The organism is Dokdonella sp. GW821-FHT11D02 (genome assembly GCF_058808595.1).
The window spans coordinates 3,700,445-3,717,141 of sequence record NZ_CM179520.1 but is presented as its reverse complement, the minus strand read 5'-3'; the positions used below and the strand labels follow the sequence as shown (position 1 = coordinate 3,717,141).

Here is a 16,697-nt window from a genome sequence, read left to right as displayed (position 1 = left end):
CCCCAATCCCGAATCCCCAATCCCGGCTCTTCCATGAAAATCTCCGAAAACTGGCTGCGTTCCCGCGTACCGCTGACGGCCGACCGCGCCGCGCTGGCCGAGCGCTTCGACATGATCGGCCATGAGGTCGAGAGCATCGAGCCGGTCGGCGCTCAGCTCGACGGTGTCGTCGTCGCGCAGATTCTCGCCTGCGCCAAGCACCCCGAAGCCGACCGCTTGCAGGTGTGCGAAGTGGACGCCGGCGGTGAGCGGCTGCAGATCGTCTGCGGTGCGCCGAACGCGCGCGCGGGACTGAAGGCGCCGTTGGCGATGGTCGGCGCAAAAGTCGGTGAACTGACGATCAAAGCCGCCAAGCTGCGCGGTGTCGAATCGTTCGGCATGCTCTGCTCGGCCAAGGAACTCGGCCTCGATGCCGACGCGTCGGGACTGCTCGAACTGCCGGTTGACGCACCGGTCGGTACGCCGCTGGTGACGTATCTGAACCTGCCCGATGCGACCTTCGATCTCGGCCTGACGCCCAATCGTGCCGACTGTCTTTCGCTCGAAGGTTTGGCCAAAGATGTCGCCGCCGCATTCGATGTCGCCTATGCACCGTTGCAGATCGCCGCGGTCGCGCCGCAGTCGGATCGCCGCATCGACATCCGCCTCGACGCGCCGGCCGACTGTCCGCGTTATTGCGGACGCTACGTGATCGGCATCGACACCGCGGCGCCGACGCCCTCTTGGATGCGCGATCGCCTGCGCCGCAGCGGTCTGCGTCCGATCAATCTTCTGGTCGACGTGACCAACTACGTGATGCTCGAGCTCGGCCATCCGCTGCATGCGTTCGACGCCGATACGCTGCGCGGCCCGATCGGTGTGCGCTTCGCGCGCGCGGGCGAGACGCTCAAGCTGCTCGACGAACGCGAGATCGCACTCGATACCGATTTGCTGGTCGTCACCGATGCGGACAAGCCGGTCGCCCTCGGCGGCATCATGGGCGGCTATGACACGCGCGTGGTTGCGGCCACGCGTAATGTTTTCCTCGAAGCCGCGCATTGGCGTCCCGGCGTGATCGCCGGCCGTGCGCGCAGGTTCGGCATGCACACCGATGCGGCGCATCGCTTCGAGCGCGGCGTCGATGCGGAGCTGCCGCGCCGCGCGCTCGAGCGCGCGACCCAGCTGATCGTCGAAGCGGCCGGCGGTGAAGTCGGTCCGATTCTCGAAGCGGTATCCAAGGAGCATTTGCCGGTGCGTGCGCCGGTGCGCCTGCGCCGCGCGCGCATCGAGCGCGTGCTCGGCATCGGCGTGGCGGATGCCGAGGTCGAACGCATCCTCATCGCACTCGGCATGCAAGTAGAGGCCGCCGCGGACGGCTGGATCGCGACGCCGCCCGCTGCGCGTTTCGACATCGCGATCGAAGAAGACCTGATCGAGGAAGTCGCGCGCATCCACGGCTACGAGCGCATTCCCGATCGCGCGCCGAGCGGCGAACTGGTCGGACCTGCGCTGCGCGAAGACCGTGCCGGCTTGGGTTCGCTGCGCGAGCAGCTGGCAGCGCGCGGTTATCTGGAGGCGATCACGTTCGCCTTCGTCGCGCGCGAGCAGCTGGCCGCTTGGGGACTGGCGGACGCGGCGATCGCGTTGTCGAACCCGCTTTCGGCCGAATTGTCGGTGATGCGCACGAGTCTCTTGCCGGGACTGGTCGCGGCGCTGGCGTCCAACCGCAGCCGGCAACAGGCGCGCGTGCGCTTGTTCGAATGCGGCCGGGTGTATCTGGCCGGGTCCGGCGGCGAAGGGGAGGCTGCAGACGGCGCGACGTCCGCGCCGGTCGAAATCGACCGCATCGCCGGCGTCGCCTGCGGCCGCGCGGTCGCCGAGCAATGGGGCGAAGCCGCGCGCGCGCTCGACTTCTTCGACGTCAAGGGTGATGTCGAATCGCTGTTCGCACTGGCCGCGGCAACGCCCGAGTTCCACTTCGTGCCGGCCGCGCAACCGTGGCTGCACCCGGGCCAGAGCGCCGAAATCCGGCGCGGCGAGCGTCGCGTCGGCTACGTCGGCGCTTTGCATCCGAATTTGGTCAAGGCGCTCGACCTGTCCGAAGACGTCTATTTGTTCGAACTCGATCTCGAACCGCTGCGCGAGCGAGCGGTTCCGTCCGCGCAGTCGCTGTCGCGCTTCCCGTCGGTGCGGCGCGACTTGTCCTTCGAGCTGCCCGAGGAAGTGCCGTATGCCGCGGTCGAGGCGGCGATTCGTGGTGCCGTTGGCGAAACCTTGACGGACATCGTGCTATTCGATCGCTACGCCGGTCCGAATCTCGGATCGGGTGTCAAAAGTCTCGCTATAGGCTTGATTTTGCAGGATCGTTACCGCACGCTTACGGACCCGGATGCGGACCGGTGCGTGGCTCTCGCGGTCGCCGCTCTGGAATCGGGTTGCAAAGCCAAGTTGCGAGGATAGGATGGCGTTGACGAAGGCGGAGATGGCCGAGCGCCTGTTTCTGGACGTCGGTCTGAACAAGCGCGAAGCCAAGGAGTTCGTCGACGCGTTCTTCGAAGTCGTGCGCGACGCGCTAGAGAAAGGGGAGCAGGTGAAGCTGTCGGGGTTCGGCAACTTCGATCTGCGATTCAAGAACCAGCGTCCTGGGCGCAACCCCAAGACCGGCGAGGAGATTCCGATCTCCGCCCGGCGTGTGGTGACGTTCCGTCCGGGGCAGAAACTCAAGGTCCGGGTCGAAGCCTATGCTGGATCAGGGCAGCAATAGCGAACTGCCGGTCATACCGGCCAAGCGCTATTTCACCATCGGCGAGGTCAGCGAGCTGTGCGGGGTGAAGCCGCACGTGTTGCGCTACTGGGAACAGGAGTTCTCCAACCTCAAGCCGGTCAAGCGCCGCGGCAACCGCCGCTATTATCAGCGCCACGACGTGCTGATGATCCGCCAGATTCGCTCGCTCTTGTACGACCAGGGCTTCACCATCACCGGTGCGCGCCAGCGCCTGGAAGGCTCCCAAGCCAAGGCCGAATCGACGATCTCGCATCAGATCGTGCGGCAGGTGCGGATGGAGCTGGAAGAAGTGCTGCAGATCCTGCGGCGCTGAACGCAGCCGCTTTCGATGCTTCTCGCGAAAGCGTGATCGGGCGGGAGAGGACGCTGCCGTCTCGCCCATGCATGGGGCTGGTAGCGGATGAGTCTCGTGGACGGTCTGCTATACTGCGTGACCACTTTCGATTCGCAACACACGTCGGGGCGTAGCGCAGCCTGGTAGCGCACCAGTCTGGGGGACTGGTGGTCGTCGGTTCGAATCCGGCCGCCCCGACCATTGTTTGTGCTCGCATCTTTGCGAGCTGCTTCGTTGATGTCCGATTCGGACCGATGCTTCGTACGGTTAGATCGTCCAGAGCGCGCATCCCTATGCGCACTCTTCAATAAATGCATTCGTCGTGCGACGCTTTCGTTCCACGCCTCGCTATGGATTGCTGGAATGACCGATCGCCGTAGGCTGTATCCCGAAATCGAGCCGTTCGACAACGGCTTTCTGCAGGTATCGCCGCTGCATCGGCTGTACTACGAGCAGTGCGGCAATCCGGACGGCAAGCCGGTGGTGTTCCTGCACGGCGGGCCCGGGGCGGGCTGCAATGCGAAGTCGCGGCGCTTCTTCGATCCGGCGCATTACCGCATCGTCTTGTTCGATCAGCGTGGTTGCGGCCGCTCGACGCCGCACGCGGAACTGACCGACAACACGACCTGGCACCTGGTGCAGGACATCGAGACGCTGCGTGCGCACCTGGGTATCGGCACTTGGCAAGTATTCGGCGGGTCCTGGGGTTCGACGCTGGCGCTGGCCTATGCGCAGACGCATCCGGCGCGCGTGACCGAACTCGTTCTGCGCGGCATCTTCATGCTGCGTCGCTGGGAGCTGGAATGGTTCTACCAGAAAGGCTGTGACGCGATCTTCCCGGACGTCTGGGAGGAATACCTCAAGCCGATTCCGGTAGTCGAGCGCGGCGATCTGATCAGCGCCTACCACCGACGCCTGACCGGCACCGACGCGAAGCTGCGGCTCGAGGCCGCGCGAGCGTGGTCGACCTGGGAAGGCGCGACCAGCTTCCTGTTCCAGGACAACACGCACATCGCGGCGAGCGGCGAGGATGAGTTCGCACTCGCCTTCGCGCGCATCGAGAACCACTATTTCGTCAACGGCGGCTTCCTCGAAGTGGAAGACCAGCTGTTGCGCGATGCGCACCGCTTGAAGTCCATCCCGTCCGTGATTGTGCAGGGCCGCTACGACGTCGTCTGCCCTCTGCGCAGCGCTTGGGATCTGCATCGCGCCTGGCCGGAGGCCGATCTGCGCATCGTCTCCGATGCTGGCCATTCGGCGCTGGAACCCGGAATCACGCACGAGCTGATCGAAGCGACGGATCGCTTTCGCTGACAACGGCCGGTCGGTTCTCCGGCTCGATCTAGCGGTGCCCTCCAGTCGCGCGTTGTCAGCAAAGCCCTCGTTTCGACGTATCCCTGGCCCCGACAACGGCACACGCCGTTGGTGCGACTACCGAGGGTACGATGTCGATCACTCATGACCGCTTGGCCCGGCTGCGCAGGAACCTGCTGGCGGCCTGTCTGGCGACCAGTTTCGCCTCTTCCGGGTTCGATTCCGGCCTGGCCGCGGCGGCGCAATCGTCCGAGCCGCTGCCGACGCATCCTCCGGACGCAGCAGCCGATATTCCGCCGCCGACGACGATCTTCGTCTATTCCTGCGACGACGACGGCATCGGCAGCCTGCGCCGGAACGCCGGCCTGGCGGCGAGCGGCGATACGCTCGACCTGAGCAAGCTGCCCTGCAGCACGATTACCCTGACCAGCGGGGAAATCGTCATCGCGCAGGACATCTTGAAGATCAAGCAGCGCGACGGCCAGCCTCCGGTGACGATCACGGCAGGCAATACGAGCCGAGTCTTCAATCAAACGACTTCGGGGTTTCTCGGTCTGTACAATCTGAACATCCGTGATGGCGTGCGGAAGTACACGGGCAGCGGTACACCCTACGGCGGCTGCATCAGTTCGAACGGCAGCGTCGGCCTGTACGGCGTGACGCTGTCGAACTGCAAAGTCATCGCCGGTAATCCGGACATCGCCTCGATCAAGGCGAAGGGCGGCGCGGTTTATGCGCACCGCTTGCTGAGCGTTTCCGACAGCCGGATTTCGGACAACTCCGTCTACATCGGGTCCGGCAATCAAACACCGATCTCGATCGGCGGCGGGCTTTACGCCGGCGACGGCCTGCTGATCACGCGCAGCACGATCAGCGGAAACTCGGCCAACGCGATCGACGGAGACGCGCGCGGCGGCGGCGCTGCGGCGAAAGGCATGCTCTACATGGAGTGGAGCACGGTCAGCGGAAACTCCAGCGGCGGCAGAGGCGGCGGCCTGGATGCCAGCGTGAACTTCCTCAACCCCAACCAACCCGTCCACATCGAGAACTCCACGATTTCGGGGAACACGTCGCGTTCCGCCGGCGGACTCTGGTTGCAAAGCCAGCGCGTCCACATTCGCGACAGCACGATCTCCAGCAACCGTTCCGACCAGCTCGGCGGCGGCCTCTACGCGACGCTGTGCCCGGTCGAGATCTTCAACAGCACCATCGCCGGCAACGTCAGCGGCGCCAACGGCGCGGACAATGCCGGCGGCGCGGTGTTCAACCAGTTGCCGGCGCACGGCTTGCAGCTGCAGAGTTCGCTCATCGCCAACAACACCTTCGGCGACGGCACGGAGTCGGACCTCGGCAGCGTAGGCCAGCAAGCCATCTCCATCGAAGGCGGCAGCAGCCTGGTCCGGGCGATTCCTCCCTACATGCCGGCGGTGTCGTTCGTGATTTCCGGCGTCGATCCCCAACTCGGCCCGTTGGCCGACAACGGCGGGCCGACCAAGACGCACGCCTTGCTACCCGGCAGCCCGGCGATCGATCACGGCAGCAACAATCTGGGCCTGAGTTCGGATCAGCGCGGCGTCTCGCGCATGCTCGGCGCAACCACGGACATCGGCGCTTTCGAACTCGTCGACGTCATCTTCGCGAACGGGTTCGAGTCGCGTTAGGGCGATTTGCGGAGCCCGGGCGATTGGGCGAAGCGTCTCCCGAGCGGGCTTGGTCGACCCAAAAAAAGAACGGGCCGCAGCGGGCCCGTTCGGTCACGCGATGACGGTGAAAGCTCAGTGCGCCGCGGCGGCCGCGCCGTCGCCTTTCAGGCACGTGCTCATGAAGGTCTTGCGGTCGGTGCCCTTGAGCGATTTCTCTTTCGCTTCGGTGCTGCAGGTCTTCATTTTTTCCTGCTGCGTCTGCTTCGCGGCGGGCGCGGCGGCGGTGGTTTCGCCCTTGAGGCAGGAGCTCATGAAGGTCTTGCGCTCGGCACCGGCCAGCGCCTTGGTCTTGGCTTCGGCGTTGCAGTCTTTCATGCGCTGCTGCTGCGGCGTCAGGGTCTTCGCATCGGCGGCCAATGCCGCGCAGGAACCGAAGGCCAGCGCACACGCCAGCGACAGCGAGTACATCGTCTTGAGCTGCATAGGGAACTCCTCTCCGAATGTGTCCGCTGCCGGCTGGCATCGGTGCGGCGCAGTCTACGCCTGCCTCTGCGGAACGGGAGTGACGATCCAGCGATTTTTACGAAGGAGTTGTCGGCGATTCAGGCGTCGAAAAACGCCGTAGCCATGTAAGAAATCAGCGCGTCGAGACGGACTCTCCGGCGGCAAGGTCTACTCGGCCGGAGAGCCGCTCCACATCCATGCGATCAAGGACGATCGCAGGGTCAATCCGATCAAGCCGCCACGGCGTGCAACGGCTGCGCTTTGCGCGGGCCTTCGAGCAATGCGCGCCGTACGCCCTCGACGAGCAGGTCGGCTTCTTCGGAGCGCACGCCGAACTGCGGCGTGAAGCGCAATGAATTGACGCCGCCGTGGATCACGCCGTAGCCGTGTTCGCGCAGCCATTCCTCGGTGCTGCCGGCGCCGTAGCACTTGAACTCCGGCGCGAGTTCGCACGAGAACAGAAGGCCGGTGCCCTGCACCTTGGTGATGTAGCCCGGCAGCTCGGCTTTCAGCTTCTCCAGCTTGGCCACGAACTCCTTGCCGCGCTGGCGGATGTTCTCGCGCAGTTCCGGCGTCAGCTCCTTCAGCACCGCGCAGGCCACATCGAGCGCGCGTGGGTTGGCCGTCATCGTGTTGCCGTAGATGCCCTTCTTGTACAGCGCGGCGGTGCGCTCGGTCGTGGCCAGCACGGAGAGCGGATACTGGCCGGCGTTGAGCGCTTTCGAATAGGTTTCCAGATCCGGCGCTTCGAGCTTCTCGAAGCCGGGGTAGTCGACGATCGACAGCACGCCGTGCGCACGCAGGCCGGCTTGGATCGAATCGATCAAGAGCAGGCTGCCGTGCGCCTTGGTCAGCTCGCGCGCCGCGGCATAGAACTCGGTACTGAGCGAACGGCCGGGATCGCCTTCGCCCATGACCGGCTCGATGAAGACCGCTTCGATGAACCAGCCGTTCTTGTCGGCGTCGGCGAATGCCTGCTTGAGCTGTTCGACGCTGTAGGGATCGACCGTGATCAGGCTGCTCTCGTCGCGATAGCTGGCGAGGTTCTGCTGATAGACCTTGCGCGAGGAATCGGAGTACAGCGCCGGCCGCTCGGTGCGGCCGTGGAACGCCCCCTTGACCGCGAGGCGCTTGATCGTGCGGCCGGCATGGCGCGCGCCGGGATCGGTCATCAGCTTGGCGTTGACGTCGACGATGCGTGCCGCCAGCGTGACCGACTCCGAGCCGGAATTGAGGCAGAGGAACTTCGCGTACGGGCAGCCGCCTTCGCGGTTCTGGCCGATCTCGCGCTTGAGCGCCTTGCCGAACTTGAGCTGCGACAGATTCGGCGTCATCACGTTCGCCATCACCTGCGGACGCGACATCACGCCGAGTATCGCCTTCGGCGCGTGGCCGAAGCCGAGCATGCCGTAGCCGCCGGCGTCGTAGATCACCGCGCCCTTCAAGGTGATCAGCCAGGGGCCGCGCGCGGCCAGCGCCACGTACGGATTGACGCCGTCTTCCGGATAGAAGTTGATCAGGTCGGCTTGCGCCGCCTGCATCTGCTCGGCTTCGTCGAGGTGCAGGAAGTCGGGCATGCAGGAACGCAGCGCGAGATGGGACGCGTAGGCCTCGTCGATCGCTTCGGCGAGCGCAGGATCGCTCGGCAGAAAGCGCTCGATCTGTGCGTCGGCCAGACCGACGGTACGCAAAGCGCCATCGAACTCGCGCATTTCCTTGAGTTTGGCCAGCATCGGATTCATTCGGACCTCCCGGAAAACGACTGTGCCCGCCCTCGTGAAAGGTGCAGGCACGGTGGGTTTAAGCCTTGATTGGAATGGAAAAATCAGGCGGCCAATTTACCACAGCGGGAACCGCGGCGGTACCCCGCCGGCGCCGCGTCGCGGCGCCGCACGCAACGCATGACATCCGTCAGACGCGATGCCTGACGCCTGCTTCTGCAGGCGCAGCGCGCCCGCGCCTAGAGTGGCCCCGTCAAATAGCGAGGGGAATGGCTCCATGCGCGCAGCGGCCGCCGAACTGCAGAACGTCAGCAAGTGTTACGGCGCCAATCGCGCGCTCGACGGGGTCGATCTCGCGGTCCAGACCGGCGAGCTGTTGGCCGTGCTCGGCCCCAACGGCGCCGGCAAGAGCACGGCCATTTCGCTGTGGCTGGGTTTGGCGCGCGCCGACACGGGCGTGGTGCACCTGTTCGGCGAATCGCCGCAGACCTTGCCGGTGCGGCGGCGGGTCGGCGTCATGCTGCAGAGCGCGGGCCTGCCCGAGACTTTGAAGGTGGCCGAACTGTTGGCGCAGACGCGCGCTGCGTACCCCAATCCGTATTCGAGCGCCGACTGCGTGCGCATCGCCGGTCTCGACGGGCTGCTCGAGCGCCGCTACGACCGCCTCTCCGGCGGCCAGCAGCGGCGCGTGCAGTTCGCGCTGGCGATCTGCGGCCGGCCGCAGTTGTTGTTCCTCGACGAACCGACGGTCGGGCTCGACGTCGCCGCGCGCGCCGCCTTGTGGCAGGCGATCCGCGATCTGGTCGCCGAAGGCTGTGCGGTCGTGCTGACCACGCATTACCTGGAAGAAGCCGAAGCGCTGGCCGATCGCGTCGCGGTGCTCGCGCAGGGACGGGTGGTGGCGTCGGGCAGCGTGGCGCAAGTGCGCGCGCGCGTCGCGCAGAAGCGCATCCGCTGCATCAGCGCGCTCGACGCCGGCGTGGTCAGCGCATGGCCCGAAGTGCGCAGCGCCTGCCGCGACGGCGAGCGCATCGAGATCGTCACCGACGCGGCCGAGATCGTCGTACGCCAGCTGCTGTTCGAGGACACCGCGCTGAGCGAGCTGGAAGTGCATCGCGCCGGCCTCGCCGAGGCGTTCGTCGAAATCACGCGCGAGGTCGCTGCCGAGGCGGCCTGAGCGCTGCGCGTTACGCCCTCGCCGCCATCGGCGAGATCGATGTGAGTAGCCGCACGGCGAAGCAGTCGACGGCGGCCGGATCTAAGTTTTTCAGCGAGAGCCATCATGCACGGCACTACTGCTACAGCGCGCCTCGACAACGCCACCTTCAGCCTCTGGCGCTGCTACGCGCTCGAAGGCAAACACGAATTCCTGCGCCTGCTGCGCACGCCGATGTTCTGCATTCCGACCTTGGCCTTTCCGGCGATGTTCTATCTGCTGTTCGGCGTCGTACTGAGCCGCGGCGGCGCCGGCGGCAGCGCGCAGTCGATCGCCATGCTGGCGGGCTACGGCGTGTTCGGCGTGATCGCGCCGGGCTTGTTCGGTTTCGGCGTGTCCGTCGCGCTCGATCGGGACAACGGCTGGCTGACGCTGCGGCGCGCGCTGCCGCTGCCGCCGGGCGCGTATCTGCTCGCCAAGCTCGTGATGGCGATGCTGTTCGCGGCGCTGGTGTTCGCCATCCTCGCCGTGATCGCGGTGACGGCGGTCGGTGTGCGCCTGCCGCCGGCGTCGTGGGCGATGTTGTTCCTGGTCGAAGTGTTCGGCGTGCTGCCGTTCTGCGCGATCGGCCTTTTCATCGGCACGGCGGTGAGCGGGCGGGCGGCGCCGGCGCTGATCAATCTGATTTATCTGCCGATGTCGTTCCTGTCCGGCCTGTGGCTGCCGTTGGCGATGCTGCCGGCGTTCCTGCGCGAGGTCGCATCGTTGTGGCCGGCCTATCACTTAGGCCAGCTCGCTTACGCCGCAGTCGGCCAACCGTCCGTCGGTTCCGTCGCGCTGCACGTCGCCGTGCTGGCGGCGTTCACCCTGATCTTTCTGGCGCTGGCACGGCGGCGCCTCGCACGCTTTGACCCATGAGGAGTCGGCTATGAATCGCGTTCGTTGGAACGGAAGAAGTCTGCGCAGCGTCTATCGGCGCGCGTTGGTCATGATCGTGCTGCTGATGCTGGCGACCTCGTGCGTGGCGCCGGCGGCGCGTGCTGCCGAGGCCGCGGACGACGAGGGGGCGGCATCGTTCGCGATCCGTCAGGTGCGCGTGTTCGACGGCGAGCGTTTCGTCGACGGCGCCAACCTCGTCGTGCGCGACGGCCGCATCGCGGCGGTCGGCGTCGGTGTCGAGATTCCGTCCGGACTGCGTGTGATCGAAGGGCAGGGCAAGACCGTATTGCCGGGCCTGATCGATGCGCACGTGCACAGCTGGGGCGATGCGCGCCGCGATGCTTTGCGTTTCGGCGTGACCACCGAACTCGACATGTTCACCGATTGGCACGCGCTCGCCGCCGCCAAGCGCGAGCGAGAGTCCCTGGCGCGTACCGAGCAGGCGGATCTGTGGTCCGCCGGCACGCTGGCGACGGTCAAGGGCGGTCACGGCACCGAATACGGCATGCCGATTCCGGTGCTCGCCGAGCCTAAGGAGGCGCAGGCGTTCGTCGACGCGCGCATCGGTGAAGGCTCGGACTATCTCAAGATCGTGCTCGAGGACGGCTCGACCTACGGCGGCAACATGCGCACGCCGAGCTTGCGCAAGGACACCACGGCGGCACTGATCGCCGCGGCACACAAGGATCGCAAGCTCACCGTGGTCCATGTCGCCACGCAAGAGGATGCGCGTTTCGTGCTGGAAAACGGCACCGACGGCCTCGCTCACGTGTTTTCCGACAGCGTGGCGACGCCGGCGACGGTGAAGCTCGCACGGCAACGCGGCAGCTTCGTCGTAGCGACGCTCAGCGTGATGGCGAGCATCGGCGGCGCCGGCGAAGGCGCCAAGCTGCGTGACGATGCGCGCATCAAGCCGTTCCTGACGTCGGCCCAGGCCGACATGCTCGGACGAGCGTTCGGAAATGCGCATCCCGCGCTGTTCACCAATGCAATCGAGAGCGTGCGCTTGCTGCACGCGGCGGGCGTGCCGATCCTGGCCGGTACCGACGCCGGCAATCCCGGTACCGCGCACGGCGCCTCGCTGCACGGCGAACTGGCGCTGTTGACGCGCGCCGGCCTGAGCCCGGCCGAGGCGCTGGCCGCAGCGACTTCGATCCCGGCGCAGCGCTTCCATCTCGCCGATCGCGGCCGCATCGCGAAGGGTCTGCGCGCCGACTTGCTCCTGGTCAACGGCGATCCCGGCCGCGACATCGACGCTACGCGTGACATCGCGCAGGTCTGGAAGAACGGTTATCCGATCGAACGCACGCTCGCCGCTGCGGCGACCGCCGCTGCCGCGAAGGCCACGGTCGCGGCGCCGGCCGACGCCCTGGTCAGCGACTTCGACGGCGATGCGATCGCCAGCCGCTACGGTTTCGGCTGGCAGCCGACCACCGACCAGCTCGCGCAGGGCAAATCCACCGTCGAACACCGGCTGGTCGCCGGCGGCGCCGAGGGCAGTCGCGGTGCGTTGGCGGTGCACGGCGAGATCAAGGCCGGCTTCGCCCATCCTTGGGCGGGCGTGATGTTCTTCCCGGCCGAGAAGGCGATGGACGCGGTCGATTTTTCTGCCAAGAAAGAGATCGTGCTGTGGGTCAAGGGCGATGGCCGCCGCTACTCGGCCATGCTGTTCTCCGGTGGCGAGGCCGCAGGTTCGATGCCGGCCATGCAGGAGTTCGCCGCCACGGCGCAATGGCAGCAGATTCGTCTGCCGTTGGCGGCCTTTGCCGGCGCCGATCTCGGCCGTGTGCGCGGCTTCGCGTTCTGCGCCGGCCAGCCGCTCGGCGCCTTCGAATTCGCGATCGATCGCGTCGAGGTCCGCTGAGTCGTCGGCACGCACGTATGATGACGCTGGGAACAGGAGGATCGAGTGTGATGCGAACAGGCCAGACGCAATCCACCTTGCGCAAGGTGCTGGCCTTCGCGCATTCGGAGGAATATGGCTGGATGCCGGCATGGAACCTGTTCTACCTCGGCTTCCTGTTCTTCAGCGGCATGTACTACCCCAGGCCGTACTGGCTGCCGGCGACGCTGATCAGCGTGGTGATCTTTCTGCCGATCTACTTCGACGCTTGGCATCGATCCAGCCGGCGCGTGTACGGCCACATCGCGGCGATCGCTGCGCTCGGCTTCCTCCTGATCAACCTCAACGTCAATGCGAACACGTATCTGATCTACGCCAGCGCGCTGCTGCCGCATGCGTGTCTGGGCGTGCGCAAGTCGATTGCGGTCATCTTCGCCGGGCTGGTGCTGTTCACTCTGGAACTTTTGTGGATCGGCTGGCCGCTGCAGTATCTGGTGATGGGCGTCACCGTGACCGCGATCGTGTCGACCGCGCTGTACGCGGCGAATGCGTTCCAGCGCGAGAAGAGCCTGCGCCAGGCCGAACTCAAGCTCAGCCACGATGAAGTGCGGCGGCTCGGTGCGCTGGCCGAGCGCGAGCGCATCGGACGCGATCTGCACGACCTGCTCGGTCACACACTGTCCTTGATCGCGTTGAAATCCGAACTCGCCTCGAAGTTGTTCGAGCGCGATCCACAGGCCGCGCGGCGCGAGATCGCCGATGTCGAGCGCGTCGCGCGCGATGCGTTGAGTCAGGTTCGGCGCGCGGTCACCGGCATCCGCGCCGCCGGTCTCGCCGCCGAACTCGCCTCGGCGCGGCTCTTGCTCCAATTGAGTGGCGTCCGCCTCGACTATCGTCTCGACGGCGACGCCGCGCTGCCGCCGGCGCTGGAAACCGTGTTCGCGCTGACCGTGCGCGAAGCGGTGACCAATATCCAACGCCACGCCCAAGCGGGCGTTGCGCGCGTCGAGCTGGTCGCGCGCGAGGGCGAATGGCGACTGTCGATCGAAGACGACGGCCGCGGCGGCTCGATCGAACCGGGCAACGGTCTTTGCGGCATGCGCGAGCGGTTGCTCGCGCTGGGCGGACGGCTCGAGATCCAGTCCACACGCGGCAGCGGCACGCGCCTGCTCGCCGCGTTGCCGCTGCCTGACGCGGCGCGGTCGAAGGCGGCCTTGGAGATCGCGCTGCGCTGACGCGCGCTCAGCAGAGCGCGAGATTGGCTTCGATGCGCAGGCGCTGTTCGGCCGGCAGCTGCGGATCGGCGAGCAGCGCGCGGCACAAGGCGGCGCATTCGGCGCGGCGCTCGAGATAGAACGCCGCCACCGCGCGTTCGTCGCGCGCGCGCCAGCGATAGACCGATGAATCGATGAACAGCAGATCGCTCGGCCGTGCGATTTCGGCGGCCGCGCAGGCATGCAGATAGGCGCTGGCGTAACGGCCGCGCAGACGCAGGTAGCGCGCCAGCTCGCACAGGGGCTCGGCCCGCGTCGGGCGCGATTCGTAAGCGAGCAGATACGCGTCGACGACCTCGCTCGCCGGCTGCTGCAGTCGCTCGCGCAGCGCCGCGATCTGGAATGTCGAATACCACGCCTCCTCGGCCCAGCCGCCCATCGCCGCGCGGTGTTCGTAGGCGGTCAGCGCGGCCGCGGTCTCGCCGGCGTCGCGCAGGCTCTGCGCGAGGTAGAACGCGTAGCGGGCATTGTCGGGTTCGGCCGCGAGCGCGATTTTGAGTACACGTACGTCGTCGAGGTATTTGTCGCGCAGCGGGCGGCGACTGCGTGCGCCGTCGGGAAAGCTGCGGATGCCGAGGCCGTCCAGACGTCCGAGCGAGGGCGAGGGATCAACGGCCGGGAATTCGTGCAGCACGCCTTCCCAGCGCCAGCCAACGTCGTGGCGCAAGAGCTTGGCGCTTTGATATTCGAACTCGACGCCGTCGATGCGCTGGCGCAGGTAGTAGCCGGGCGCATCGAGATACTCGGGAAAGTGCGCATCCGCGTCGCGCTCGAGGATCTCGTCGGCGTCGATGATCAGGGCGTAATCGCCGTGCGCGCGGGCGAGGTCGAGCGCCTGGTTGCGGTTGGTGGCGAAGTCGACCCACGGCCGCTCGATCAACGTACCGGGCAAGTCGCGCAAATGTTCGCGCACGCGCTCTTGCGTGCCGTCGGTCGAACCGGTGTCGACGATCGCCCAGGCGCCGATGTAGGGACGTACCGAAGCGAGGCAGCGGTCGATCACCGCTGCCTCGTTCTTGACGATCATGCTGAGGCAGATTTGCTGCGCGAACGGCGCCGTCACGGGCTCATTTGCAACTGAACTCGCCGACCAGGTGCGCGGTTCCGGTATTGAAATTGGCGGTACCGTCGAGCTGGATCGAGACATGGTCGCCGGCGGCCAGCGAGACCGTGGCGGAGGCGCTGCAGGAGCGTCCGGCACCGGCCGACACCGTGCAGCTCAAGCCCGAGATCGCGACGCCGGGCAGAGTGGGCGTAGGTCCTGCGATCTTGTTCACGCTGAGCGTGTACGGCGCAGCCGGATCGGCGGTGAGGCCGAAGCGAATCGAGGCGTTGGTACAGGCGTCGGGGATGGTGAACAAGCCGAAGCCTTCGTTGACGTTGCTCATGCCGACGCCGATGAGGTAGTTGCGCCCGTTGCCGGCGATGACGGTGGCGGGCACGCGCAGCGGAATGGTGTAGCCGACTGCGGTTCCGGTCGCACCGGTAGCGCCGGTCGAACCCGTCGCGCCGGTTGCGCCCGTCACCCCGGCTCCCGTGGCGCCGGTGGCACCGGTCGGGCCGGTGGCGCCCGTTACGCCGGTCACGCCGATCGGACCCTGTGGCCCGATCGGTCCGATGGGGCCGATCGGACCGGCAGGGCCTTGCGGACCCGCAGGTCCCGCCACACCGGTCGGGCCGGTATTGCCGGTGGCGCCGACCGGTCCGGCCACGCCGGTGTTGCCGGTTGCACCCGTTGCGCCGGTCGCGCCAGTCGAACCGGTGACACCGGTCGGGCCGATCGGACCGGCGGGTCCGATGGGGCCGATGGGTCCTGCCGCTCCGACCGTACCGGGCAGACCTGGGACGCCTTGCGGTCCGGCCGGGCCGGTCGGACCGGCATCGCCGGTGGCACCAATCGGGCCGGTGACGCCCGTCGCTCCGGTCGGCCCGGTGGCACCGAAGGGGCCCGCGGGACCTGTGGCGCCGGTCGCGCCGATCGAGCCGGCCGGCCCGGCGGGGCCTACTGCACCGGTCGGACCCGTCGGGCCGGTCACGCCCGTGGTGGGGCCGGTCGCACCTGTAGCGCCGGTTGCGCCCGTGGCACCGGTGGCGCCGACGCCGGTCGGGCCGACCGGACCGATGGGGCCGGCCGGGCCTGCGGGACCGGTCGGACCGGTCACGCCGCCGGGAACGCCGGCGCAGCTGCCGAGCACGCCGGTGGCGGCGTCGAAGCAGACGAAACTCTGTTGTTGCAGCGCGGCCGGCAGAGCCGGGATCACGACCTGGCCGTTCTCGTCCACGCGCAGGCGCACGACGCTGCCGGCGCTGTCGGTGACGCTGAAACCGCCGCCCGGCGGCGGCGCGATCTTGACGTCGTCGGCGCCGGCGAGGCCGCTGGAGCAAGCCAGCGCCAGCGCGACGAACAGAGTCGTACGGCGATTGGGATTCGAGCGCGTCATGAGGAAGCTCCGGAGGTGGAGAGACGGCGGAACGCGACCAGCGCGGCGCCGAGCAGACTGAGGGCGAACAGGAGCAGGCCGAGCGGCGAGGAAGTCGGCACCGGTACGGACGGAGCGACCGGACCACCGCCGCCGAACCAGCCGGTGTCGTTGCCGCGGCCGCCCTGGTTGGTCTGGTCCGGCGCCAGTGGCTGGCCGACCGCGTGCACGTCGGAAACACCGACGTTGGCGATCACCTGGCTGCCCGAAGGCAGCAGATTGAGGAACGCGATGGTGCCGGGCTGGGTTACGTCGACCTGGATCGGCGTGCCGTTGCCGACGATCTGCAACTGCCCCGAGACGATCTGGGTGGATCCCGACTCGAACAGGTAGCGCTTGCCGTTGGCGCTGACGAAGGAGAGGTTGGCGAAGGCGGTGCTGCCGAGCACCGAGCTCTGCGCTGCGCCGTCGAGGAAGTTCACGCGGCTGTTGCCGGCGGCGACGCTGCCGCGGTTTTCCCAGTCGCCCAAGAGGTCGACCAAGCCGGCGCCGAGGTCGGCCTGACCGCCGGCACCGATGCGCAGCGCGCCGGCGTCGAGCAGCGCGCCGCTGCCGAGGCTGAAGGCGCCGTCGACGCGCAATTCCTGTGCCGCCAGATCCGTGCTGCCGCCGTTGAGCGCGAGGCGCCCGCCGGCCGGTACGCTGATGCCGGCATCGGCCGCGCACGGCCACGCCAGCAGCGCAGCCAGCGCAAGCGCGGCATGTTCGCGAGATCGCATCGAAGC

General features: G+C 67.2%; 14 protein-coding genes and 1 tRNA gene. 10 read left to right on the top strand and 5 right to left on the bottom strand.

What is annotated here, in order from left to right; translation table 11 throughout:
• Positions 1-33 precede the first annotated feature (33 nt).
• The 6 genes from pheT to AC3QL3_RS15960 all read left to right on the top strand — a co-directional run bounded on the left by pheT (position 34) and on the right by AC3QL3_RS15960 (position 6,073).
• Positions 34-2,439: a phenylalanine--tRNA ligase subunit beta gene (pheT, locus tag AC3QL3_RS15985; RefSeq protein ID WP_492895075.1), complete on the top strand. Its 2,406-nt coding sequence runs from the start codon at positions 34-36 to the stop codon at positions 2,437-2,439.
• Between the two features lies 1 nt (position 2,440).
• A complete protein-coding gene (ihfA, locus tag AC3QL3_RS15980) occupies positions 2,441-2,743 on the top strand; it encodes an integration host factor subunit alpha (RefSeq protein WP_300621111.1) in 303 nt (100 codons plus the stop codon).
• Positions 2,721-3,077, top strand: a complete 357-nt coding sequence (locus tag AC3QL3_RS15975; protein ID WP_492895074.1) for a MerR family transcriptional regulator — start codon at positions 2,721-2,723, stop codon at positions 3,075-3,077. The genes ihfA and AC3QL3_RS15975 overlap by 23 nt, the downstream gene beginning before the upstream one ends.
• Before the next feature lie 145 nt (positions 3,078-3,222).
• Positions 3,223-3,299: transfer RNA gene (locus AC3QL3_RS15970), tRNA-Pro, on the top strand.
• A gap of 162 nt (positions 3,300-3,461) precedes the next feature.
• Positions 3,462-4,412 carry a prolyl aminopeptidase gene (gene pip, locus AC3QL3_RS15965; RefSeq protein WP_492895073.1) on the top strand — a complete coding sequence of 317 codons (951 nt, stop codon included), beginning with the start codon at positions 3,462-3,464 and terminating at the stop codon, positions 4,410-4,412.
• A 131-nt stretch (positions 4,413-4,543) separates the two neighbouring features.
• Positions 4,544-6,073 carry a choice-of-anchor Q domain-containing protein gene (locus tag AC3QL3_RS15960; protein ID WP_492895072.1) on the top strand — a complete coding sequence of 510 codons (1,530 nt, stop codon included), beginning with the start codon at positions 4,544-4,546 and terminating at the stop codon, positions 6,071-6,073.
• Positions 6,074-6,187: 114 nt separating this feature from the next.
• On the opposite strand, the gene AC3QL3_RS15955 is transcribed toward AC3QL3_RS15960, so the two are convergent.
• Both AC3QL3_RS15955 and AC3QL3_RS15950 read right to left on the bottom strand, forming a co-directional pair.
• The gene (locus AC3QL3_RS15955) at positions 6,188-6,538 is read right to left on the bottom strand and encodes a PsiF family protein (RefSeq protein ID WP_492895071.1); all 351 of its coding nucleotides are present in this window, start codon (positions 6,536-6,538) and stop codon (positions 6,188-6,190) included.
• A gap of 251 nt (positions 6,539-6,789) precedes the next feature.
• Positions 6,790-8,292: an aminotransferase class III-fold pyridoxal phosphate-dependent enzyme gene (locus tag AC3QL3_RS15950; RefSeq protein WP_492898953.1), complete on the bottom strand. Its 1,503-nt coding sequence runs from the start codon at positions 8,290-8,292 to the stop codon at positions 6,790-6,792.
• A 265-nt stretch (positions 8,293-8,557) separates the two neighbouring features.
• Between AC3QL3_RS15950 and AC3QL3_RS15945 the strand changes: the two genes are divergently transcribed.
• From AC3QL3_RS15945 to AC3QL3_RS15930, 4 genes are all read left to right on the top strand, one after another.
• The gene (locus tag AC3QL3_RS15945) at positions 8,558-9,457 is read left to right on the top strand and encodes an ABC transporter ATP-binding protein (RefSeq protein WP_492895070.1); all 900 of its coding nucleotides are present in this window, start codon (positions 8,558-8,560) and stop codon (positions 9,455-9,457) included.
• Positions 9,458-9,562: 105 nt separating this feature from the next.
• Positions 9,563-10,354: an ABC transporter permease gene (locus AC3QL3_RS15940; RefSeq protein WP_492895069.1), complete on the top strand. Its 792-nt coding sequence runs from the start codon at positions 9,563-9,565 to the stop codon at positions 10,352-10,354.
• Positions 10,355-10,364: 10 nt separating this feature from the next.
• The gene (locus AC3QL3_RS15935; protein WP_492895068.1) at positions 10,365-12,239 is read left to right on the top strand and encodes a CIA30 family protein; all 1,875 of its coding nucleotides are present in this window, start codon (positions 10,365-10,367) and stop codon (positions 12,237-12,239) included.
• A gap of 50 nt (positions 12,240-12,289) precedes the next feature.
• Positions 12,290-13,453 carry a sensor histidine kinase gene (locus AC3QL3_RS15930; protein ID WP_492895067.1) on the top strand — a complete coding sequence of 388 codons (1,164 nt, stop codon included), beginning with the start codon at positions 12,290-12,292 and terminating at the stop codon, positions 13,451-13,453.
• A 7-nt stretch (positions 13,454-13,460) separates the two neighbouring features.
• Here AC3QL3_RS15930 and AC3QL3_RS15925 read toward each other — a convergent pair whose 3' ends face one another.
• The 3 genes from AC3QL3_RS15925 to AC3QL3_RS15915 are packed head-to-tail and all read right to left on the bottom strand — an operon-like array spanning position 13,461 to position 16,691.
• Entirely contained in the window at positions 13,461-14,555 is a 1,095-nt protein-coding gene (locus AC3QL3_RS15925) for a glycosyltransferase (RefSeq protein ID WP_492895066.1), read from the bottom strand.
• A 4-nt stretch (positions 14,556-14,559) separates the two neighbouring features.
• Complete coding sequence (locus tag AC3QL3_RS15920; protein WP_492895065.1) at positions 14,560-15,933, bottom strand: collagen-like domain-containing protein; 1,374 nt, start codon at positions 15,931-15,933, stop codon at positions 14,560-14,562.
• Complete coding sequence (locus tag AC3QL3_RS15915; RefSeq protein WP_492895064.1) at positions 15,930-16,691, bottom strand: hypothetical protein; 762 nt, start codon at positions 16,689-16,691, stop codon at positions 15,930-15,932. Before AC3QL3_RS15915 ends, AC3QL3_RS15920 begins: the two co-directional genes overlap by 4 nt.
• Between the last annotated feature and the right edge of the window lie 6 nt (positions 16,692-16,697).